The sequence below is a fragment of the Amycolatopsis sp. WAC 01375 genome, assembly GCF_003947325.1.
Lineage (GTDB): Bacteria > Actinomycetota > Actinomycetes > Mycobacteriales > Pseudonocardiaceae > Amycolatopsis.
Genome location: NZ_QHHW01000029.1, coordinates 160,710 through 181,524 on the forward strand (window position 1 = coordinate 160,710; position 20,815 = coordinate 181,524).

The window sequence follows — 20,815 nt, forward strand, 5'->3', positions numbered from 1 at the left end:
TAGGGGGACTTGCCACAAGACCCCGGTCATGCCTCACACTCACTCGCCGTAGCCGAAACCTGGCGAAATGGGAGTCTGTGTCAACTCAGGGTCATGAACAAGAGCTGCGGTCCGAACGCGAATACGTCGCCGGGCTCTACGCGCGCCTGGACGCCGAACGCGCGCGCGTGAAGGGGGAGTACCAGGCGGCGCTCGGGGGAACCGGCGGGACGGCCATGGAACGCGACGTCGAGGTGCGCGCGCTGGCCAGGGAGTCGCGGCGGCTGGACGTCGTGGACAACGGCCTTTGCTTCGGCAGGCTGGACAGCGTCGCGGGGGAGACCTCCCACATCGGCCGCATCGGTCTCTTCGACGAGGAAAACGACTACGAACCCGCGTTGCTCGACTGGCGGGCACCGGCGGCGCGCCCGTTCTACACCGCGACCGCCGCGACACCGGAGAAGATGCGCCGTCGCCGTCAGTTCCACACGCGCGGGCGTGAGGTGCTCGGGTTCACCGACGAGGTGTTCGGCCGTCCCGGCGGGGACGCGGAAGGCGACGCGGCGCTGCTCGCGGCGGTCAACGCGCCGCGGGGCGAGGGGATGCGCGACATCGTCGCGACGATCCAGGCCGAACAGGACGAGATCATCCGGCACGAACACCCCGGGGTCCTGGTGATCGAGGGCGGGCCGGGTACCGGGAAGACCGTGGTGGCGCTGCACCGCGTCGCGTACCTGCTCTACACGCAGCGCGAGCGGATGGAGCGCCACGGCGTGCTCGTGGTCGGGCCGAATCCGGCGTTCCTGCACCACATCGGCCGGGTGCTGCCTTCGCTGGGCGAGACCGATGTGGTGTTCATGACCACCGGCGATTTCGTGCCGGGCAAGCACGTCACCGCGGAGGACGGACCGGAGGCGACGCGGCTCAAGGGCTCGCTGAAGATGCTGGACGTCCTCAAGGCCGCGGTCGCCGACCGGCAGCGGCTGCCGGAGGAGCCGGTGCTGATCGACCTGGCCGACGTCATCGTCCGGATCGACGCCGAGACCGCGGAATGGGCGAGGGACGAGGCGCGCAAGAGCGGCCTGCCGCACAACGAGGCGCGCGGGACGTTCACCGACATCGTCACCTACGTCCTGACCGAGCGGGCGATCGCGCGGATCGGCCGCGGCTGGCTCAGCCGCGACGACCGTGACGAATGGGAGCGGCTGCGGAAGGACCTGCTCAAAGAGCTGGCGGAGAGCGAGACGTTCACCACCGCCATCGAGGGACTCTGGCCGATCCTGACGCCCGAAAGCCTGCTGGGCTCGCTTCTGTCGTCGCCGGAACGGCTTGGCGCGGCCGGTGCCGACCAGGCGCTGCTGCGTGCGGACGGGGAAGCCTGGACGGTGTCGGACATGCCGCTGCTCGACGAACTCGTCGACCTACTCGGCCGCGACAAGCGGGCGGAACAGGTGGCAGAAAAGGCGCTCGCGCGGGAGAAGAAGGCCGAGGCCGAGTACGCCGAAGGTGTGCTCGACACGATGAAGCTGGACCGCGAGGAGATGGACGAGGACGTCATGCTGTCGGCGGAGAACCTGCTCTTCGCCGACGAACTCGCCGACCGGTTCGTCGAGCACGACACGCGTAGCCTCGTCGAACGCGCCTCCGCGGACCGGGACTGGACGTACCGGCACGTCGTCGTCGACGAGGCACAGGAACTGTCCGAAATGGACTGGCGGGTGCTGATGCGGCGCTGCCCCAACCGGTCGTTCACCGTTGTCGGTGATCTGGCGCAGCGCCGGTCCGAGGCAGGGGCGCGGTCGTGGGGCGCGATGCTGGAGCCGTACGTGCCGGGCCGCTGGGTCTACCGGTCGCTGACGGTGAACTACCGCACCCCGGCGGAGATCATGGCCGTCGCCGCCTCGGTGCTCGCCGAGTTCGCGCCGGACGTCCGGGCGCCGGAGTCGGTCCGGTCCAACGGGGTCCGGCCGTGGGCGCGGCAGGTCACCGAGGATTCGTTGGCGGGCGCCATCGAGGAGTTCGTCAAGGACGAAGCCGGTCGTGAAGGCACCAGCGTCGTGATCGGGCCGCCGGGCGTGCCCGGCACCGTGCCCGCCTCGGAGACGAAGGGACTCGAGTTCGACGCCGTCCTCGTCGTGGACCCGGCGCGGATCCTCGCCGACGGTCCGCGCGGCGCGGCTGAGCTCTACGTCGCCCTCACGCGCGCTACGCAGCGCCTCGGAGTCCTGCACGAGGGCCCGCTGCCGCCCGCGCTGAAGGGCCTGAACTCGTAACTCGCGTGATCAGAGACCGCACTCGCGTGATTGGAGGCGTAACTCACGAGTTACGTCTCCAATCACGTGAGTTACGGATTCAAACACGCGAGTGACGCCTAGCGTGTCGGGTCCTTGCCGTTCGGCTGCCGCGGCCCGGGACCCGGCGACCACCAGCCGGGGACGACCTTCTCGCCGTGGACGATCGTCGGCGCGATCCCCTCGGTGAACGGTTCGACCTGCAGCAGCTGTCCCCAAGACTGGCTCGGCTGGCCGATCAGGTAGCTGGGCACCTCGGGTTCGGCGGCGACTTCTTCGAGCCAGCCGATCGGGCCGCCGTTGGTGCTGGAGGCCCAGTTCGCCTCGTCGGCGACGGCGCCGGCGGTGATCCGGTATTCGGGCATCTTCGAGATGCCGTCGTGCGAGGTCACCGGCTGGACGCACGGGTACACGAACGACGCGGGCCAGTCGACGTACACCGGTTTGCCCGCGATCTTCTCGGTCAGCGTGGTGAACGTCGGCACGCGGGGCGCCGACGCGGCGATCCAGCCGTCCTCGGTGAGGTCGTTGTCGACGATGTTGATCCGCACGGACGTCGTCTCGGCGGGGAGGTCGCGCAGGTTGATCCGGGTGTCGTTCCAGCCGTTGGTCCCGGCGCCCGGCGGGAGCACGAACTGGCTGCGGACGACCTTCACACCTTCGCTGGTGTTCACGCCGTAGTCGAGGCTGACCGACGTCGGACGCCGCGCCGCGCCCGCGGTGGCGACCACGATCTGGCCGTCGGCGGGCTTTTCCGAGAGGGCGTACCAGTCGCTGCGCAACCGCCCGGCCCGCGTTTCGGGGTCGAGGAAACTGCTCCACATCGGCACTTCGTCGGGTTTGAAGCCGTGCGGCGGTTCGGCGAGCGGGTCCTTGTCGTCGATCGCGCGGGTGTGGAACCCGGTCTGCACGCGGCCGTTGTCCTGCTCCGGATCGGGCAACGGCGGCGGGGTCTGGCCGGCGGGCGGGTCCTCCTTCTTCACCGGCACCGTCCGCTGTTCGGGCTGGGCCCGCAGGATGCTGGTGGCGGCGTCCCGTTCCACCATCACGTGGTCGGAGAGGTTGCAGCTCTTGCCGGACAGATGCCCGAAGTTCGCGGCGCCGAGGCTGTAGGAACCGGCCTGGTTGTGGATCGCCCACGCCATGCTGACGAATTCGCCCGTGGCCATCAGACCGCAGACGACCACCAGCGAAAGCGACCCGAGCCGCAGCGAGCGGCTCCGCCCTTCCTGTGGCACGGCCTGTAGCCCCGGCCGATGCGCGCGGACGTTCTCCACGAACGCGTACACGCCGGAGATCCCGGCCGCGATGAGCAGGATCGTCGACAGCGGGATCCCGCCGATCGAGGGCGCGACCGCGGTCCACTGCACGCCGAGTTTCGAGACGAACCAGAACGAGTTCGGCCCGGTCGCGGCCAGCGCGCCGACCACCAGCAGCCCGGCGAGGAACGCCGCCCGGTTGCGCCTGGACCGCAGCACCGTCGAGCTGGTCGCCAGCGCGGTCAACGCCGCCATGGCCGCACCGACCGCGGCGAACGCGCCGAAGTGGTGCGTCCACTTGGTCGGGGTCAGCGCCAGCAGCAGGAAGAACAGCGCGACCGTGCCGATCAGTCGGCGACTGGGACCGAGCGCGGCACCGGGGATCCGGCCGCGGCGCAGCAGCACCACCAGACAGGTCCCGACGCACAGCAGCACCAGCAATACGGGGAACCGGCGCGACACGGAACCGTCCGGCAGGCTTTCGAAGAGCAGTTGGTACCGCGCGAGTTCCTGGAACCACGACAGGTTCGGGCCGACCTGGGTGCGGATCCGGGTCGCCTCCTGCACGGTGGCGAAGGTCTGGTCGGCGAACACCACGACCAGCACCAGCAGCCCCGCGGCCAGCACCGGCGCGAGCACCGGCAGCCAGCCGTTCTCGGCGCGCTGGCGGACCAGTTTGAACAGCGGGCGGGCGGCGACGAGGAACGGCGCGACCGCGATCAGCCCGGTCGGCGTCGCGGCCAGGGTGAACCCGGCCGCGGTGAGCCCGAGGGCGAGCGGCAGCAGACGGCGTGTCACCAGCGCGCGCTCCACGGCGCAGATCGCCAGCAGCGAGCCGAGCGCGGCGACCGGTTCCGGCCGGACGCCGTTGTTGTACGGCATCCACCAGACCAGGAAGACCGCGGCGGCGGCCCAGCCCGCAGCGCGGCTCGTCCGGACCTGGGTGCCAAGGCGCGGCATGACCTCGCGGCTGATCAGCAGCCAGCTCAGCACGCCGAGCAGGAACGACGGGAGCCGGATCCACGGCGGCACCGTGCTGACGTGCGCCATCAGCTGATACACGTGGTAGAACCAGCCGAACGGCGCCTCGGCGACGCCGAACCAGCGGTGATAGTTGGTGAGGTAGCCGGTCTCTTCGGCCACTCTCGACATCGTGAGGATGTAGCCGTCGTCGGAGGTCACCGGGCCGATGAAGACCCACGCGCCGAGCGCGACGATCACCGTCGCGTCGCGGGCGGTCAGCCGCCACCAGCCGATCGGTGCCCAGCGCGGCGCGCGGCGGGCGAACCCGGAGTCCATCCGCCACACCGCGATCAGGCAGCCGATGAACGACAGCGCCGCGATCAGGCCGATGATCCACTTCAGCAGTGTGGGCGAGGTCTGGTAGCGGGTGTCCGGGACGACCGAGACGTGCAGGCCGGCGATCGGGTCCTTGCCCGCGTTGATCGACGAGTAGATCCCGACCAGCCGCGGCCGGACGTCGCCCTCCGCGTGGAACACCACGGTCTTGGCGACGGACAGCGTCATCTGGTTCGCGTCCGCCGACAGTTTGACGTCGCAGTTGGCCTCCGGCAGCGGCTGCTGCGCGATCTGCTGACCCTGGCTGGAGGCGAGCAGCACGCCGTTGTCGATGCGCAGCTGGAGACCGACGCCCTTGCCCGCGCGCGGGTCGGTGCGGCCGTCGGGCACGGTGGAAAACAGCAGTGCCTGTCCCTGCGAACGCGCGTCCAGCGACCGGACGGTCGTGCACGGCAGATCGACGCGCAGATCCTGCGCCCAGTACCCGGTCAAGGGCGCGTTGACGGAGCGGGTGTCGCCGCCCGTTGGCCAGACGACCTCCGCTGTGTCCTGCACCACCGGCAGGAAGGGGAAAGCCAATGCGCACAAGGCGGACAGCAACCCCAGCGTGACAGCGATCAAACGCATCGGCGCAACGCTAACGGGTCTGGTCCGAACGGCTTACGCAGGGCTGCCCTTCTCCTGGGCACCGATCCAGCCGACAGCGTCCTGAACTGTCGTTACGCTGGCCGTTTCGGGTCGCTGGGGCCGGCGGACGACGACCACCGGGAGGCCGAGCCCGCGGGCCGCGGTGAGCTTCGCGGCGGTCATCGCGCCCCCGCTGTCCTTGGTGACGAGGACCTCGACGCCGTGCCGTTCCATGAGCTCGCGTTCCCCGTCCACCGTGTACGGCCCGCGGTCCAGCAGGACTTCGTGACGGCGGGGGAGCGGTGCCTCGGGCGGGTCGACGCAGCGGATCAGGAACCAGAGATCGAGCTCGGCGAAGGCTGCGAGCCCTTGACGGCCGCTGGTGAGGAACACGCGCTCGCCGAGCGCCGGGAGCAGCCGCGCGGCGTGGTCGAGGTCGTCGGCCCAGTGCCAGCTGTCGCCGGGCCGTTCGGTCCAGCCGGGCCTGGCGAGCCTGAGCAGCGGTGTTCCCGTTTCCCTCGCCGCGAAGACCGCGTTGGCGCCGATGCGTTCGGCGAAGGGGTGCGTGGCGTCGATCACCGCGTCGATGTCGTTCTCGGTCAGCCAGCGCGCGAGACCTTCCGGGCCACCGAAGCCGCCGACGCGGACTTCGCCGTCGGGCAGTTTCGGTCGTGCGACGCGGCCTGCCAGCGACGAGACGACGTGCTCGCCACGCGCCACAAGCTCCTTCGCGAGGTCGCGTGCTTCGCCTGTCCCGCCCAGGATCAGCAGCTTCATCGCGCCACGGCCGCGCGCCACCGTTCCAGCGTGCGCAGGTTGGCGAGCGTTTCCGGCCAGGTGAGTTCGGGCGCCTGACGGTCTTCGAGGTGCGCGGCGACGTGGTCGGCCTCGCGAGCAAAGAGGCCTTGAGTCGCTTCGACCTCGATCACCTCGGGTTCGCCGCCTTCCGGCGTGAGGATGATCTGCGAGGTCTTCGGCTTGCGCATTTCGTGGATCCACGCCGGTTTCGGCACGTACAGCTGCCCTTGTGAGCCGTACACGCGGATGTGGTCGTCCTGCGTCAGCTGGAAGCCGCACGCCAGCTGCGCGAGGATCCCGCCGGGCAGCCGCAACAGCCCGAACGCGACCTCGTCGACGCCGTTCTCGTCGAGCCTGGCCATCCCGAGTACCTCGTCGGGCTCGACGACGTCCTGCCCGGTCGCGGCCTGCGAGACCAGCCGCGCGAGCGAGGTGCAGTAACAGCCGACGTCGAAGATCCCGCCCCCGCCCAGCGCAGGATCGGTCAGCCGGGGAACCGCGAAGTTGTAGCTGAAGGTGACATCCACGGCGCGGACCTCGCCGATGGCGCCGCACGAGATCAGCTCGGCCAGCCGCCGGATCTGCGGATGCAGCCGGTACATGAACGCCTCCATGAGGAAGACGTCGTTGACGCGGGCCGCCTCGATGACCTTCTCGGCTTCGGCGACGGACACGGTCAGCGGTTTCTCGCACAGGATGTGCTTGCCCGCCTCGGCCGCGCGGATCGCCCATTCGCCGTGCAGCGGATGCGGCGTCGAGATGTAGACCGCGTCGACGTCCGGATCGGCGAGCAGGTCTTCGTAGGCGCCGTAGCATTTCGGGATCTCGAAGCGGCTCGCGAACTCGGCCGCCCGGTCACCGGACCGCGCGGCGACGGCCTCCAGCACGCCGTGCTTGCTCTCTTCGACGCCCGCCGCGAACTCGGCGGCGATGGTCCCGGCGGCCAGCAGGCCCCAGCGAACGTTCTTCACAGCGACTCCGGTTGGTTGGCGCGATCACGGGTGGCCGAATACAGGAAGCTGTCGGGAAACCCTTCGGCGGCAAGGACTTCCCCGACGAAGATCATCGCGGCGCGGCTGATCCCGGCCTCGCGGGACTGCGCGGCGATGGTGCCGAGCGTGCCGCGCAGCACCTGCTCACCGGGCTGGCTCGCCAGCGCGACCACCGCCGCCGGGCAGTTCTCTTGATAAAAGGGCCGCAATTCGTCGACTACTTGCTCGATGCGGTTGATCGCCAGATGCAACGCGAGCGTGGTGCCGGTGCGCGCGAAGTTCTCCAGCGTTTCACCCGGTGGCATGGCGGTGGACCGGGCCTGCGCCCGCGTGATGACCAGGCTCTGGCCGACTTCGGGCACGGTCAGTTCGCGCTTGAGCAGCGCGGCCGCGGCGGCGAACGCCGGCACACCCGGCGTGACGTCGTAGGGAACGCCGGCCGCGTCGAGCCGGCGCATCTGCTCGGCGACCGCGCTGTAGATCGACGGATCGCCGGAACAGAGCCGCGCGATCTCGTGGCCGGCCTCGTGGGCCTCGACCATGCGCTCGACGATCGCGGGCAGATCGAGGTTCGCGGTGTCGATGAGCACCGCCTCCGGAGGGCAGTACTCCAAGAGCGCCGTGGGCGTCATGCTGCCCGGATACAGGCAGGTTTCGCAGCGCCCGAGCAGGTCACGGCCCCGGACGGTGATGAGGTCGGCCGCGCCGGGACCCGCGCCGATGAAATGCACTGTCAAGGTTTGCTCCGATATGTCCACTGTGTGACGACCCGCGCCGGGGTCCAGCCGGTGAAGCCGCCCAGCGGCGCGGCCTGTTCGACGGCGACGCGGATCAGCTCACCGCCGTGTTCGCCGTACGCGCGGGCCAGCGCCTGTTCGGATTCGAGGGTCACGCCGTGCGCGACGATCCGCGCGCCGGTCGCCAGGCAGGCGTCCAGCACACCGGGCACGGTCAGCCCGCCGCCGACGAAGATCGCGTGCGGCCTGGTCAGTCCTTCGAGTGCTTCCGGCGCGGGGCCGATCACCACGTCGAGTTCCGGGACCCCGAGCGCGTCCGCGTTCCGGGTGATCCGGGCGGCCCGCTCCGGGAGGCGCTCGATCGCGATCGCCCGGTTCAACGGATGCACCCGGGACCATTCGATCCCGACGCTGCCCGCTCCCGCACCGACGTCCCACAGCAGTTCGCCGGGTGACGGCGCGAGCCTGGCCAGCGCGGACGCGCGAAGGTCGCGTTTGGTGAGCTGCCCGTCGTGCTCGAAGGCGTCGTCCGGGAGACCGGTCAGCGGCAGCGCGGGCCCGTCGGCCTCGACGGCGAACACGGTCAGCGAGCCGGGTCCGATCCGCTCGTCGGGGCCCCCGAGGTCGGACAGCGCGGTGACGCGGCTCTTGCCGTAACCGCGGGCTTTGAGCAGGTCGAGCAGGTCTTCGGCGTTCGCGCCGAGGACGAGGATCTTCCGGCCGGGCGCCAAGGCGCGGCTCACCCGGCCGATCGCGCGGCCGACGACGGTGACCACCTCGGTCTCCTCCGCGGACCAGCCGAGCCTCGCGCGGGCGAGCGTCACCGAGGACAACGCGGGCAGGATCTCGACGTCGTAGCCGCGCTGGACGAGCGTCGTGCCGATGCCGGACAGCAGGGGATCACCGCTGGCCAGCACGCAGACGCGGCCTTCTCGTCCGGCGAGGAACTCGTCCAGTCCGGGAAGCAGCGGGCTGGGCCAGGGTTCGCTTTTCATCCCGGCGGGCAGGTACGCGAGCTGACGCGGAGCGCCGACGACCAGATCCGCGTTCACCACCGCTTCCCTGGCCTGCGAGGACAGACCGGGCCAGCCGTCGGCTCCGATCCCGACGACCGTCAGGGGTGATTTTTCGCGCACGTTCGTCACCGTAGATGACGGTTTTCCTATGCGATGATCGGCCGGAGGTCGTCGACGATGAGGGAGTGCTGTGAAGCCGTACCCGTTCACCGCCGTTGTGGGGATGCCGGATCTGCGCCTGGCGCTGGTGCTTTCCTCCATCTCGCCCGCCGTCGGCGGGGTGCTGGTGCGCGGGGAGAAGGGCACGGCGAAGTCGACGATGGTCCGCGCGCTGGCCGGTCTGCTGCCCGGCGTCGACGTCGTGGACGCGTGCCGGTTCTCCTGCGATCCCGTCGAGCCCGACCCCGCGTGTCCCGACGGCCCGCACGCCGAAGGTTCGCCCGCGCACCGCCGTCCCGCACGACTCGTGGAGTTGCCGGTCGGCGCGGCGGAAGACCGGGTGATCGGCTCGCTGAACCTGGAACGCGCGCTGGCCGACGGCGTCACCGATTTCCAGCCCGGCCTCCTCGCGGCCGCGCATCGCGGCCTGCTGTACGTGGACGAGGTCAACCTCCTGCACGACCACCTGGTCGACACGCTGCTCGACGCCGCCGCCATGGGCCGCGCGACCGTCGAGCGCGAGGGCGTTTCGGTCTCGCACGCGGCCAGGTTCGTCCTCATCGGCACGATGAACCCCGAGGAAGGCGAACTGCGGCCGCAGCTGCTGGACCGTTTCGGCCTCACCGTCGAGGTCGCGTCCAGCCGGGATCCCGAACTGCGGGTCGAGGTCGTCCGGCGGCGGCTCGCCTACGAGGCGGATCCCGACGGTTTCGCCGGCCAGTACGCCGCTGCCGACGCCGAACTCGCCGCGGACATCGAGGCGGCACAACGACTTCTGCCGTCGGTCAAACTGCCGGACGACGCGCTGCGGCAGATCGCCGAGGTCTGTGCGTCCTTCGAGGTCGACGGTATGCGCGCGGACATCGTGACCGCGCGGACGGCCGTCGCGCACGCCGCCTGGGCCGGCCGCACCGAGGTGACCACCGAGGACGTCCGGGTCGCGGCCCGGCTCGCGCTGCCGCACCGCCGTCGCCGGAATCCCTTCGACGCGCCCGGGATCTCCGAGGAACAGCTGGAACAGGCGCTGCAGGACGCCGAGCCGGAAGGTCCGGGTCCCGACGACGACGGCCCCGGTTCCGGTGCACCGCCTGAGGGTGGCGAAACGTCGGGCCCGCCGCCGTCGGAAGGCGGCGAGGAGCCATCGGGCGGTGGCCGGAGCGGCGGTGAGCAGAAGCCGGTCGGCGCCGGGGAAGCCTTTCGTGCCAGGCGTTTCGAGGTGAAGGGCACCGGCGAGGGTGCCGCGGGCCGCCGGTCCCGCGCCATCACCACCAACGGGCGGACGATCGGCGTCCAGCCCGCCGGGACCAAGGACGGGCATCCGCATCTGCTCGCGACCGTACGCGCGGCCGCGCCGCATCAGCGGTCTCGCGGCCGCAGCGGCGCCGGACTCGTCGTACGGCCCCAGGACCTGCGGTTCGCGCGGCGGGAAGGGCGCGAGGGCAACCTGGTGCTGTTCTGCGTCGACGCGTCCGGCTCGATGGGCGCGCGCCAGCGGATGCGCGAGGTCAAGACCGCCGTGCTGTCCCTGCTGCTCGACGCCTACCAGCGACGCGACAAGGTGGGCCTGGTGACCTTCCGGGCCTCCGGTGCCGAACTCGCGCTCCCGCCGACGATCAGCGTCGACGCCGCGGCGTCCCGTTTGGACGGTCTCGCGACCGGCGGCCGGACCCCGCTGGCGGAGGGACTTCTTGAGGCGGCGCGGGTTCTGCGGATCGAAGCGGTCCGTGATCCGCTGCGGCGTCCGCTGCTCGTCGTCGTCACCGACGGCCGCGCGACCAGCGGCGCCGACGCCGTCCAGCGCGCGAAGCAGGCGGCCGGGCTGCTGGCCGGGAACGTGACCTCGGTCGTGATGGACTGCGAGAGCGGGAAGATGCGCCTCGGGCTCGCCGCGGAACTGGCGGAACACCTCGGCGCGGAACACGTCCCGGTCGCCGAAGTCGCCGCCGACACACTGGCGGGCGCCGTCCGCACGCGTATTTCCGGGAGGGCCGCGTAATGCCGCAGGGTAAACCGGAAACGGTGCCGAACGACGGGCTCACCACCCGGCAGCGCCGCAACCGCCCGCTGCTCGCCGTGCACACCGGCGAGATGAAGGGCAAGTCCACGGCCGCGTTCGGCATGGCGTTGCGCGCGTGGAACCAGGGCTGGTCGATCGGCGTGTTCCAGTTCGTCAAGTCGGCGAAATGGCGCGTCGGCGAGGAAGCCGCGTTCCGCGCGCTCGGCAAGTTGCACGACGACACCGGCCAGGGCGGCGCGGTCGAGTGGCACAAGATGGGTGAAGGCTGGAGCTGGGCGCGTAAATCCGGTTCCGAAGAGGACCACGCCGAGAACGCCCGTGAGGGCTGGGCCGAGATCAAACGCCGTCTCGCCGCCGAAACCCACGACTTCTACGTCCTCGACGAGTTCAGCTACCTGCTCAAATGGGGCTGGCTCGAAGTGGACGACGTCGTCTCGACGCTGACCGCGCGCCCCGGTCACCAGCATGTGGTGATCACCGGCCGGTACGCGCCGCCGGAGCTGATCGAAGCGGCGGACCTGGTGACCGAGATGACGAAGGTGAAGCATCCGATGGACGCCGGGCAAAAAGGCCAGCGAGGCATCGAATGGTGAACCGCGTGGTCATCGCCGCGCCCGGTTCCGGGCACGGCAAGACCACGATCGCCGCGGGCCTGATGGCGGCGTTGCGGGCGCGGGGGCTGAAGGTGTCCGGGCACAAGGTCGGCCCCGACTTCATCGACCCGAGCTACCACGCCCTCGCCACCGGACGGCCGCCGCGCAACCTCGACCCGTTCCTCCAGGGTGAGGACCGGCTGATTCCCTTGCTACGGCACGGTTCCGCCGGTGCCGACATCGCGATCATCGAAGGCGTGATGGGCCTGTTCGACGGGGCGCTCGGCACCGAGGGATACGCGTCGACGGCGCATGTCGCGCGGCTGCTGGACGCGCCGGTGGTGCTCGTCGTCGACGCCTCGGCCGCTTCGCGCAGTGTCGCCGCGACCGTGCTCGGGTTCGCGCAGTACGACACGCGCGTCCGGCTCGCCGGCGTCATCCTCAACAAGCTGGGCTCGCAGCGGCACGCGGACGAGATCGTCACCGCACTGGAAGCGACCGGCGTCCCACTGCTGGGAACGTTGTACCGCAACGAAGAGATCCACGCGCCCAGCCGTCACCTCGGTCTGGTGCCCGCGGCGGAACGGGCGAGCGAGTCGGCGCGGCTGCTGCCGGAACTGGCCGCATGGATCAGCGAGGGAGTGGACCTCGGCGCGGTCGTGCAGGTGGCGCGCTCGGCTTCCCGCCTTTCCGGGGAGCCTTGGCGCCCGCCGCTTTCCCATGACGGGCGGCGTTCGGTCGTCGCCGCGGCGGCCGGTCCCGCGTTCACCTTCCGCTACACCGAGGCCGTCGAACTGCTTGCCGCCGCCGGCGTCGACGTCGTCGAGGTGGATCCGTTGCAGGACAAGGAACTCCCCGAAGGCTGCGCCGGGCTGTACTTCGGCGGCGGTTTTCCCGAGGTGCACGCCGAAGAGCTGTCGGCGAATGTCCCGTTGCGGACGGCGATCGCGCGAGCCGTCGGCGACGGAATGCCCGTCGTCGCGGAATGCGCGGGACTGTTGTATCTGTGCCAGGACATCGACGGCCTGCCGATGACCGGTGTCCTCGACGCGTCGGCCACCATGACCAAACGCGGGAAACTCGGCTACCGCAAGGCTTTCGCGCCTGCGGACAGCCTGCTGGCCGTGGCGGGGCAACGCGTCACCGGCCACGAATTCCACCGCACGATCGTCGAACCCGGCAGCGGGCCGACCCCGGCCTGGGGCTGGGACCGCACACCCGACGGCTTCGCGTCCGCGTCACTGCACGCGTCGTACCTGCACGTCCACTGGGCGGGCTACCCCGAACTCGCCGAACGGTTCGCCGCCGCGGTGCACGACCATGGCTGACTACGACCTCTGGCACCACGGCGATCGCGAGGTCGGTGAGGGGCTCGTCGATCTGGCGGTCAACGTCCGGCTCCCGGCGCCGCCCGCGTGGCTGCGCGCCGAACTGGCGGCGGCCCTCGACGACCTGGCCGCCTACCCGGACGTGACCGCTGCTGTGGTGGCCGTGGCGCGGCGACACGGTTTGCCGGAGTCGCAGGTGTTGGTGACCTCGGGCGCGGCCGAGGCCTTCACGTTGCTGGCCACGGCGTTGCGGCCCGCGCACGCCGTGGTCGTGCACCCGCAGTTCACCGAACCGGAAGCCGCTTTGCGCGCGGCCGGACATCGAGTGCACCGGGTCCTGTTGTCGCCCGACGACGGTTTCCGGCTGGGCGGCGTCCCGGACGAAGCGGACCTGGTCTTCGTCGGGAACCCCACGAACCCCACCTCGGTCCTGCATCCGGCCGCGGACCTGCTCGCCTTGCGGCGCACTGGTCGCCTGGTCGTCGTCGACGAGGCGTTCCTCGACGCCGTCCCCGGCGAGACCGAAAGCGTTGCGGGACAACCCGGTTTCGTCGTCCTCCGCAGCCTGACGAAGACCTGGGGCATCGCCGGACTGCGCGCCGGATACGTACTGGCGGACGAGTCTATTGTGGACAGACTGCGTGCGGTCCAGCCGCCGTGGTCAGTGTCGTCACTCGCCGCCGTCGCCGTGGTGGCGTGCTGCCGCCCGGCGGCGCTGGAGGAAGCCGAGAAGCTGGCGGTCGCGGCCGAATCGGACCGGGAGTACCTGGTCTCGGGTCTGACCGCCTTGGGCGTCGAAGTGCTGGGGGAGCCGCGGGGGCCTTTCGTGCTCGTCCGGCTCCCCGGCGCTGACGGTGTCCGGGAACGGCTGCGGGAGAAGGGTTTCGCCGTCCGGCGGGGGGACACTTTTCCGGGGCTGGACGCGCGGTACCTGCGGATCGCGGTGCGGGACCGGGAGACGGTGGACGCCTTTCTGGCGGCACTCGCCGGTTCGACCGCGACGACACCGCACTCGCGTGCTTGAAGCCGTAACTCGCGAGTTCAGAGACGTAACTCGCGTGCTTGAAGCCGTATCACGCGAGTTACGGCTCCAAGCACGCGAGTTACGCTTTCGATCCTGTGGTGAACCCGGCCGAATCGCCACTCACGACCAGCTTGTCGCTCGAAGTGGTTGGATGAGCCGGTGAACTTCGTGATCGGCGTCTTTGATCTCTTCGCCTACACCATCCCCGGCGCGTTGTACGTCGCGTTATTCGGGTACCTCGGGGCGAAACTCCACATCCTGACCGCGGCGAGCATCGGCGGCGTGCCCACCGTGGTGCTGGTCGTCGTGATCGTGGTGCTGAGTTTCCTGTTGGGCTATTTGGCCTATCCGCTCGGTGAGGCGCTGGAGCGGATCGTGCCTCGGAGGCGGAGCAGGAACGCCGCCGAGGAGTTCCTCCGCCGGATGCCCGCGGCCAAGGATCGCGCGTTCCTGAAGGAGAACACGCATCTTCTGCTGTGCGCGCTGCAACTGCACGACAAGGAGGTCGCGGTCGACGTCACGCGGCTGCGCGCGTCCGGGCTCATGGTGCGTAACTGCGCGCCGCCGTTGCTGTTCGGAGCGGTCGCCGCGATCGTCGAGATCTTCGCCGGGAAGCATCCGTTCATCGCCGGCGGGCTCGCGGCGCTGTTCCTGTTCGCGTCGCTCACATTGGTTTCGCAGGGCCGGAAGCTCGGCCTCTGGGCCGGGATGAAGACCCTCGAGCTGTGCTTCTGGTTGCCGGAAATCGACGAGAAACTGGCGGTTCCTCAGAAGGACACGGCCAGTCAGAAGGACACAGCCAGCAAGACCCCCGCGACGGCGACCTCGACGCAACCGCCGAGCACGTCCCCGGTGATCCCGCCCAGCCGCTGAACGCACCGCGCGAGCAGCGCCGACGCGGCCAGATATCCCAGCGTCACCGCGATCAGCCCTTGCCACCACGGAAGTACCAGCGCCGCCGCGCCCGCGAGGACGGCGAACACGACCGCGGCCGTCCACGCCGGCACCGAACCGGCGACGGTCGCGCCGAGCCCTTCCGGCCGGGCCGAGGGGACGCCGCGCGCGCAGCACAGCGACAGCACACCGCGTCCGGCGACGACCGCGATCGCGACCGCCGCGACCCCGTGTCCGGCCGAGATCGCCCCGGCCAGCGCGCCGACCTGCACCAGCAGCGTCAGCACCAGGGTCGCGATCCCGGTCGGCCCGGAGTCCCCGCGTCGCATGACCTCCAGCGCACGTGCGCGGTCGTACGAAGCGCCGAGCCCGTCGGCCGTGTCGGCGAGCCCGTCCAGATGGAGGCCGCGGCTGCCCAGCGCCACCGCACCCACCGCGAGCGCCGCCGACGCGAAAGCGGGCAGGCCGATCAGTTCACCCGAGAAGACGATCACCGAAGCGACGGCGGCGAGCGGCAGGACGGCCAGCGGGCCGAGCACCATCGCGCCGCCCCCCACCCGCCGGTCGATCAGGCCCGGTGCCGGCACCCGGACCGTGGTCAGGGTGCCGACGGCCATCTTCAGCGCGTCGGCGATCAAGCCAGATCCGCCAGCAGACCCATGTCCGCGAGGATCGCTCGCGCCGCCCTCAGCGTCGGCACCGCTTGCACGGCGCCGCTGCCCTCGCCGAGCCGCAGCCCGAGGTCGAGGATCGGCTCCAGCCCGAGTGCCTTCAACGCGAACGCCTGCGACGGCTCGGTCGACCGGTGCCCGGCCAGCCACCACTGTTCGGCACCCGGCGCGATCTCGCGGGCGACGAGCGCCGCGGCCCCGGAGAACACGCCGTCGAGCAGCACCGGCACCCCGCGAACCGCCGCCTGCACGAGAAAGCCTGCCGTCGCGGCGAGACAGGCGCTGCCGAGTGACGTCAGCACCGCGAAGGGGTCCTTCACCGCACCGGACCTGACCAACGCGGCCTCGACGACCGCGAGCTTCCGTGCCCGCGTGTCCTCGTCGATCCCGGTGCCCGTCCCGACGACGTCCTCCGGGAGAAGGCCGAGCAGCGAGGCGACCACGGCCGCGCAGATCGTCGTGTTGCCGATCCCCATGTCGCCGGGGATGAGCAGATCCGCGCCGCCGTCGATCTCCTCGTCGGCGATCGCCAGCCCGTGCTCGAACGCCGTGCGCGCCTCGCCCTCGGCGAGCGCGTCCTCGACGTCGATCGAACCGGAACCCCGGCGGACCTTGTGCGCGGTGACCCCGGCGGGCACGTCCGCGCCGTCCCAGTCCACCGCGATGTCGCACACTCGCACCGTCGCTCCGGCGAGCTTGGCCAGCACACCGACGCCGCTCTTCCCGGCAAGGAACACCCGCACCATCGCGGCGGTGACCTCGCGCGGATACGCCGACATCCCGGAAACTCCGTGGTCCCCGGCGAAGACGACCACGCGGACGTCGTCGAGCGGCCTCGGCGGGACGACGCCGTGCGCCGCGCTGAGCCACGCGGCCAGGTCTTCGAGCCGCCCGAGTGAACCCAGCGGCTTGACCAGTCCGTCCAGTCTGGCGCGCGCGGCGGCTTCGGCGGCGGCGTCCGGGATGGCGATACGCATGGGCAGGCTCCTCACGGCAGGTCGAGCATCCGTCCGGCGACGACCAGCACGGTCCGGTCGGACCCGGCGGACACCCGGTTGTTCAGCGCGCCCAGCACATCACGGAACACCCGTCCGGACACCGTCGCGGGCACCACACCGCTGCCGACCTCGTTGCTGACCGCGATCACCGGCACGCCGGCCTGCGCCCACGCCGCCAGGAAGTCCTCCAGCCGGTCGTCGAGCCGCCGTTCCCAGCCGTCGCGCTGCTCCCAGGCGCCGACCTCGTCGAGCACCCGGCTGATCCAGGTGCCGAGGCAGTCGATGAGCAGCGGATGCGTCGCCGTCCGCAGCACCGTTGCCAGGTCGGTGGTCTCCACTGTCTTCCAGTTGGCCGGTCGCCGCGCCCGGTGGGCGGCCACGCGAGCGGCCCATTCGGGGTCGGCGGCACTCGGCGGCAGGCCGGGCGCGATGTAGGTCAGGTGCGGGTGGCGGGACGCGAGCCGCTCGGCGTGGTGTGACTTCCCAGAGCGGACGCCGCCCAGTATCAGCACCTTGCCGTCGTCGCGCGAATAGCGGCGAAGTGCCCGCGCGAGAGTCTCCAGGACCCTCGCGAGGCGATGCGTCAGCTTGGTCATACCCCGCATTCTCGTGCACGCGCTACCGTTCGCCACGTGCCACTCCGACAAGCCGCCACCGCAGCCGGACTCGTTACCGGTTACGTCGCCGACGCCGTGTTCGGAGATCCACGCCGGAGGCATCCGGTCGCCGGCTTCGGCCGCGCCGCGCAAGCCCTCGAACAGCGGGTTTACGCCGATTCGAAGACGCGGGGCGCGGCGTACACCGCGATCTGCGCGGGCAGTGTCACCGGATTGGGGGTCGCGGCCCAGTTCTGGACCCGGAAGCGTCCGTTCGCCCGGTTCGCGCTCACCGCGGCGTCCACCTGGGTGGTTCTGGGCGGCAAGGGGCTCGCGGCCGAGGGGACGCGCATGGCTCGACTGCTCGACGACGGCGATCTGCCCGGCGCGCGGCAGCGGCTCTCGCATCTGTGCGCCCGCGACGCCACCGGCCTCGACACCGAACAGCTCGCGCGCGCGACCACCGAGTCCATCGCCGAGAACACCTCGGACGCCGTCGTCGCGCCGCTGCTGTGGGGCGCGGTCGCCGGGATCCCCGGCCTGCTGGGCTATCGCGCGCTCAACACGCTCGACGCGATGGTCGGCTATCGCTCGCCGAAGTACGCGAACTTCGGCTGGGCGTCGGCGAGGACGGACGACCTGGTCAACCTGGTCCCGTCCCGCGTCGGCGCGGCACTCACCGTGGCGTCCGCGCCGCTGGCCGGCGGCTTCGCCAAACCCGCGTTCCGCGTCTGGCGCCGCGACGGGAAGCACCATCCGAGCCCCAACGCGGGCCAGGTCGAGGCCGCTTTCGCCGGCGCGCTCGGGATCAGGCTGGGCGGGACGAACAGTTACGGCGGCCGTGCCGAACGTCGTGGCGTCCTCGGCGACGGCCGCGAGCCGGAACCGGTGGACGTGCGGCGCGCGGTCCGGCTGTCGCGGGCGGTCGGCCTGGCGGCGCTCGCCGTCGCGGTGGCGGTCACGCGATGACCGGCCTGCTCATCGCGGGAACGACGTCGGACGCGGGAAAGAGCCTGGTCACCGCCGCGTTGTGCCGCTGGCTCGCGCGCCAGGGCGTGCGGGTCGCGCCGTTCAAGTCGCAGAACATGTCGAACAACTCGATGGTGTGCGCGGACGGCGCCGAGATCGGCCGCGCGCAATGGTTGCAGGCGCGGGCGGCCCGGGTCGAACCCGAAGCCGCGATGAACCCGGTGCTGCTGAAACCCGGGAGCGATCGCCGCAGCCACGTCGTCGCGCTCGGGAAACCGTTCGGCACGCTGGAAGCGGGGGAGTACGCGACCGGCCGGGCCGGTCTCGCCGAGATCGCCTTCGACACCTTCGCTTCACTGCGAAAGCGCTTCGACGTCGTGCTGTGCGAAGGCGCGGGCAGCCCGGCCGAGATCAACCTGCGCGAGGGCGACTACGTCAACATGGGGCTGGCACGGCGCTTCGGCCTGCCCGTGGTCGTCGTCGGTGACATCGACCGTGGCGGTGTCATGGCCGCGATGTTCGGCACCCTCGCCTTGCTGTCCGCCGAAGACCAGGCGCTGGTTTCCGGCTGGCTGGTCAACAAGTTCCGCGGTGACGTCGGTCTGCTGCGGCCGGGGTTGGAGACGCTGGAGAAGCTCACCGGCCGCGAGGTCTTCGGTGTGCTGCCCTGGCTCGACCAGGTGTGGATCGACTCGGAGGACGCGCTGGCCGCCGCGGGCTGGGGCGCCTCGGGCGGGTCTCTCCGGATCGCCGTCGTGCGGTTTCCGCGTGCCTCCAACGCGACCGACGTCGACGCGCTCGCCGCCGAGCCCGGGGTTTCGGTCGCGCTGACGGCCGACCCGGACGCGGTCCGTTCCGCCGACGTGGTGATCCTGCCGGGTTCCCGCGCGACCGTGGACGATCTGGCGTGGCTGCGTGCGCGCGGCCTGGCGGACGCCGTCCGCGCCCGGGCCGCGGCGGGGCGTCCTGTGCTGGGCATCTGCGGCGGCTACCAGATGCTGGCCGCCGAGATCGAGGACGACGTCGAGTCCGGCGCCGGAACGGTCCCCGGTCTCGGCCTGCTGCCGACGCGCGTCTCGTTCGGCACCGACAAGGTGCTGGCCCGGCCCTCGGGCTCATGGCGTGGGCAACCCGTGGAGGCGTACGAAATCCACCACGGCAAGGTGACCGCCACCGGCCCCGCCGAGTCCTTTTTGGACGGATACCGGCAGGGCGCGGTGTGGGGCACGATGTGGCACGGCGCCTTCGAGAACGACGGTTTCCGCCGCGCCTGGCTGGGCGAGGTGGCGGACTGGTCGCCGGTCGACGGCGCGCCCGGCTTCGGCCTGCTCCGGGAGCGCATGCTGGACCGGCTCGCCGACGCCGTCGAAGACCACGTCGACACCGAGGCGTTGCTGAGGCTGATGGAGGACGGTCCCGGCCGCGACCTACCTTTCGTGCCGCCCGGGGTCTCGTGAGTTTCCCCGGTCGTGGGTATGTCGTGAAGGGCCCCTTTGAGACGTTGAAGGTCTCAAAGGGGCCCTTCACGACATCAGAGCCCTAAGCGGTCTTGTCCGCCAACGCCTTCCCGGCCAGTGCCTTCTCGGCCAAGGCCCCGAAGGTCAGGCCGAGCGCGGTCCAGAGCACCACCTGCGTACCCGCCGACGCCAGCCGGAAGGTCCACAGCGTGGAACCCGGGAACCCGTCGGGGACTTCGTCGATCGACGGCAACAGCGCCGCCGCCACCGCGATCACCACGACGTACCCGCCCGCGGCGATCAGGCCACCGCGCCAGGCGCCGAGCTTGTCGGCCAGCTTCCGGCCGAACGCCGCGGCGAGGATGCCGACCAGCAGCGAAAGCGCGACGAAGCCGAAGTACAGCGAAGTCCGGCTCCCGATCGTGCCCGCCTGCCCGACGGCAGGGGGATTCCCCGGGTACTTCAGGAACGGCACCAGGAACACGACCACGAAGGCGCCGCCCGCGAGGAGCGCCGCGGTCACCCGCGGCCGAAGGGTGCCGAGCCGTCCGTAGACGAACGCGAAGGCGAGCGAGAACAGCCCGCCGACCGCGACGCCGTACAGGCCGACGCCGGTCAGCAGACCCACGGTGCTCTGCACACCACGGGTGACGAGCTCTTCCTCGGCCTCGGCGGGGGCGTGTTCGTGGGCACCCGGCGCACTGTGCGAATGCGCGGAGGTGCCTTCGAGACCGATGGCGGTATCGACGGAAGGCTCACCGAAGAAATAGGCGAAAAGGGTCGCCAGGACACCGGCGACCAGGCCCGCGAGCATGCCGCGGACCAGCAAGGTCCTCATCATGGGGCGCTTGCCCGCCTAGTGGCAGGGGAAGGCCAGCAGGTGCCGGCCGTCGTGGACGAACTCGTGGACGTACGAGTTCGCGAACACCGACACCGCGCCTTGTTCGGCGCTGATGAAGTACAGCGTGATCAGCGAAAGGAGGATGACGAGCACCGCCCATGGCAGGATCTCGCGGACGGGGATCCGGACGGGGACGGGTACTGCTGCTACCGCTTCGGACATGGCGGTGGGACCTCCTCGGGCTAGCGCGGCCTCTTCAGGGGTTACACG

The 20,815-nt window shown here is 70.9% G+C and carries 18 protein-coding genes; 8 read left to right on the top strand and 10 right to left on the bottom strand.

What is annotated here, in order from left to right; translation table 11 throughout:
* Positions 1-77 precede the first annotated feature (77 nt).
* On the top strand, positions 78-2,252 hold the full coding sequence (gene helR / locus DL991_RS19295) for an RNA polymerase recycling motor ATPase HelR (protein ID WP_199754007.1): 2,175 nt from the start codon (positions 78-80) through the stop codon (positions 2,250-2,252).
* A 98-nt stretch (positions 2,253-2,350) separates the two neighbouring features.
* Here the strand turns inward: helR and DL991_RS19300 are convergent, their stop codons facing one another.
* From DL991_RS19300 to cbiE, 5 genes are read right to left on the bottom strand one after another with little or no spacing between them, the layout of a single operon-like run.
* Positions 2,351-5,455 carry an arabinosyltransferase domain-containing protein gene (locus tag DL991_RS19300; protein WP_125785721.1) on the bottom strand — a complete coding sequence of 1,035 codons (3,105 nt, stop codon included), beginning with the start codon at positions 5,453-5,455 and terminating at the stop codon, positions 2,351-2,353.
* 33 nt (positions 5,456-5,488) lie between these two features.
* Entirely contained in the window at positions 5,489-6,232 is a 744-nt protein-coding gene (locus DL991_RS19305; RefSeq protein ID WP_199754012.1) for a cobalt-precorrin-6A reductase, read from the bottom strand.
* Complete coding sequence (locus DL991_RS19310; protein WP_125785723.1) at positions 6,229-7,224, bottom strand: Gfo/Idh/MocA family protein; 996 nt, start codon at positions 7,222-7,224, stop codon at positions 6,229-6,231. Before DL991_RS19310 ends, DL991_RS19305 begins: the two co-directional genes overlap by 4 nt.
* Positions 7,221-7,982 (bottom strand): precorrin-4 C(11)-methyltransferase, encoded by a 762-nt coding sequence (cobM, locus tag DL991_RS19315; protein ID WP_125785776.1) that lies wholly within the window; start codon positions 7,980-7,982, stop codon positions 7,221-7,223. The genes DL991_RS19310 and cobM overlap by 4 nt, the downstream gene beginning before the upstream one ends.
* The gene (gene cbiE, locus DL991_RS19320) at positions 7,979-9,127 is read right to left on the bottom strand and encodes a precorrin-6y C5,15-methyltransferase (decarboxylating) subunit CbiE (protein ID WP_125785724.1); all 1,149 of its coding nucleotides are present in this window, start codon (positions 9,125-9,127) and stop codon (positions 7,979-7,981) included. Before cbiE ends, cobM begins: the two co-directional genes overlap by 4 nt.
* A 61-nt stretch (positions 9,128-9,188) precedes the next feature.
* On the opposite strand from cbiE, the gene DL991_RS19325 reads away from it, so the two are divergent.
* The 5 genes from DL991_RS19325 (at position 9,189) to DL991_RS19345 (ending at position 14,992) form a co-directional block, all read left to right on the top strand.
* Positions 9,189-11,153, top strand: coding sequence for a putative cobaltochelatase (locus DL991_RS19325; RefSeq protein WP_125785725.1), 1,965 nt, complete (start codon positions 9,189-9,191; stop codon positions 11,151-11,153).
* Positions 11,153-11,767, top strand: a complete 615-nt coding sequence (cobO, locus tag DL991_RS19330) for a cob(I)yrinic acid a,c-diamide adenosyltransferase (RefSeq protein ID WP_125681135.1) — start codon at positions 11,153-11,155, stop codon at positions 11,765-11,767. Before DL991_RS19325 ends, cobO begins: the two co-directional genes overlap by 1 nt.
* Positions 11,761-13,095, top strand: a complete 1,335-nt coding sequence (locus DL991_RS19335; protein WP_125785726.1) for a cobyrinate a,c-diamide synthase — start codon at positions 11,761-11,763, stop codon at positions 13,093-13,095. The genes cobO and DL991_RS19335 overlap by 7 nt, the downstream gene beginning before the upstream one ends.
* Complete coding sequence (gene cobC / locus DL991_RS19340) at positions 13,088-14,119, top strand: Rv2231c family pyridoxal phosphate-dependent protein CobC (protein ID WP_125785727.1); 1,032 nt, start codon at positions 13,088-13,090, stop codon at positions 14,117-14,119. The genes DL991_RS19335 and cobC overlap by 8 nt, the downstream gene beginning before the upstream one ends.
* A 159-nt stretch (positions 14,120-14,278) precedes the next feature.
* Positions 14,279-14,992: a hypothetical protein gene (locus tag DL991_RS19345; protein WP_233598904.1), complete on the top strand. Its 714-nt coding sequence runs from the start codon at positions 14,279-14,281 to the stop codon at positions 14,990-14,992.
* On the opposite strand, the gene DL991_RS19350 is transcribed toward DL991_RS19345, so the two are convergent.
* From DL991_RS19350 to DL991_RS19360, 3 genes are read right to left on the bottom strand one after another with little or no spacing between them, the layout of a single operon-like run.
* Positions 14,905-15,651 (bottom strand): adenosylcobinamide-GDP ribazoletransferase, encoded by a 747-nt coding sequence (locus DL991_RS19350; RefSeq protein WP_125785728.1) that lies wholly within the window; start codon positions 15,649-15,651, stop codon positions 14,905-14,907. The two genes, DL991_RS19345 and DL991_RS19350, sit on opposite strands and share 88 nt — an antisense overlap.
* Complete coding sequence (cobT, locus tag DL991_RS19355; RefSeq protein WP_125785729.1) at positions 15,648-16,661, bottom strand: nicotinate-nucleotide--dimethylbenzimidazole phosphoribosyltransferase; 1,014 nt, start codon at positions 16,659-16,661, stop codon at positions 15,648-15,650. Before cobT ends, DL991_RS19350 begins: the two co-directional genes overlap by 4 nt.
* Before the next feature lie 11 nt (positions 16,662-16,672).
* The gene (locus DL991_RS19360) at positions 16,673-17,278 is read right to left on the bottom strand and encodes a bifunctional adenosylcobinamide kinase/adenosylcobinamide-phosphate guanylyltransferase (RefSeq protein WP_125785730.1); all 606 of its coding nucleotides are present in this window, start codon (positions 17,276-17,278) and stop codon (positions 16,673-16,675) included.
* Positions 17,279-17,314: 36 nt separating this feature from the next.
* Here DL991_RS19360 and DL991_RS19365 point away from each other — a divergent pair, with 36 nt between their 5' ends.
* Together DL991_RS19365 and DL991_RS19370 are read left to right on the top strand one after the other, a co-directional pair.
* Positions 17,315-18,247, top strand: coding sequence for a cobalamin biosynthesis protein (locus tag DL991_RS19365; RefSeq protein ID WP_125785731.1), 933 nt, complete (start codon positions 17,315-17,317; stop codon positions 18,245-18,247).
* Entirely contained in the window at positions 18,244-19,704 is a 1,461-nt protein-coding gene (locus DL991_RS19370) for a cobyric acid synthase (protein WP_125785732.1), read from the top strand. The genes DL991_RS19365 and DL991_RS19370 overlap by 4 nt, the downstream gene beginning before the upstream one ends.
* 82 nt (positions 19,705-19,786) lie before the next feature.
* Here DL991_RS19370 and DL991_RS19375 read toward each other — a convergent pair whose 3' ends face one another.
* Both DL991_RS19375 and DL991_RS19380 read right to left on the bottom strand, forming a co-directional pair.
* On the bottom strand, positions 19,787-20,545 hold the full coding sequence (locus DL991_RS19375; RefSeq protein ID WP_125785733.1) for a CbtA family protein: 759 nt from the start codon (positions 20,543-20,545) through the stop codon (positions 19,787-19,789).
* A gap of 15 nt (positions 20,546-20,560) precedes the next feature.
* On the bottom strand, positions 20,561-20,767 hold the full coding sequence (locus tag DL991_RS19380) for a CbtB-domain containing protein (RefSeq protein ID WP_005162643.1): 207 nt from the start codon (positions 20,765-20,767) through the stop codon (positions 20,561-20,563).
* Positions 20,768-20,815 lie beyond the last annotated feature (48 nt).

Excerpts from the sequence above, each read along its gene's own strand:
- DL991_RS19375 (WP_125785733.1), bottom strand. The coding sequence starts at position 20,545 with ATGATGAGGACCTTGCTGGTCCGCGGCATGCTCGCGGGCCTGGTCGCC.
- DL991_RS19360 (WP_125785730.1), bottom strand. The coding sequence starts at position 17,278 with ATGACCAAGCTGACGCATCGCCTCGCGAGGGTCCTGGAGACTCTCGCG.
- DL991_RS19380 (WP_005162643.1), bottom strand. The coding sequence starts at position 20,767 with ATGTCCGAAGCGGTAGCAGCAGTACCCGTCCCCGTCCGGATCCCCGTC.
- cobT (WP_125785729.1), bottom strand. The coding sequence starts at position 16,661 with ATGCGTATCGCCATCCCGGACGCCGCCGCCGAAGCCGCCGCGCGCGCC.
- DL991_RS19335 (WP_125785726.1), top strand. The coding sequence starts at position 11,761 with ATGGTGAACCGCGTGGTCATCGCCGCGCCCGGTTCCGGGCACGGCAAG.
- DL991_RS19370 (WP_125785732.1), top strand. The coding sequence starts at position 18,244 with ATGACCGGCCTGCTCATCGCGGGAACGACGTCGGACGCGGGAAAGAGC.
- DL991_RS19305 (WP_199754012.1), bottom strand. The coding sequence starts at position 6,232 with ATGAAGCTGCTGATCCTGGGCGGGACAGGCGAAGCACGCGACCTCGCG.
- cobC (WP_125785727.1), top strand. The coding sequence starts at position 13,088 with ATGGCTGACTACGACCTCTGGCACCACGGCGATCGCGAGGTCGGTGAG.
- cobO (WP_125681135.1), top strand. The coding sequence starts at position 11,153 with ATGCCGCAGGGTAAACCGGAAACGGTGCCGAACGACGGGCTCACCACC.
- DL991_RS19300 (WP_125785721.1), bottom strand. The coding sequence starts at position 5,455 with ATGCGTTTGATCGCTGTCACGCTGGGGTTGCTGTCCGCCTTGTGCGCA.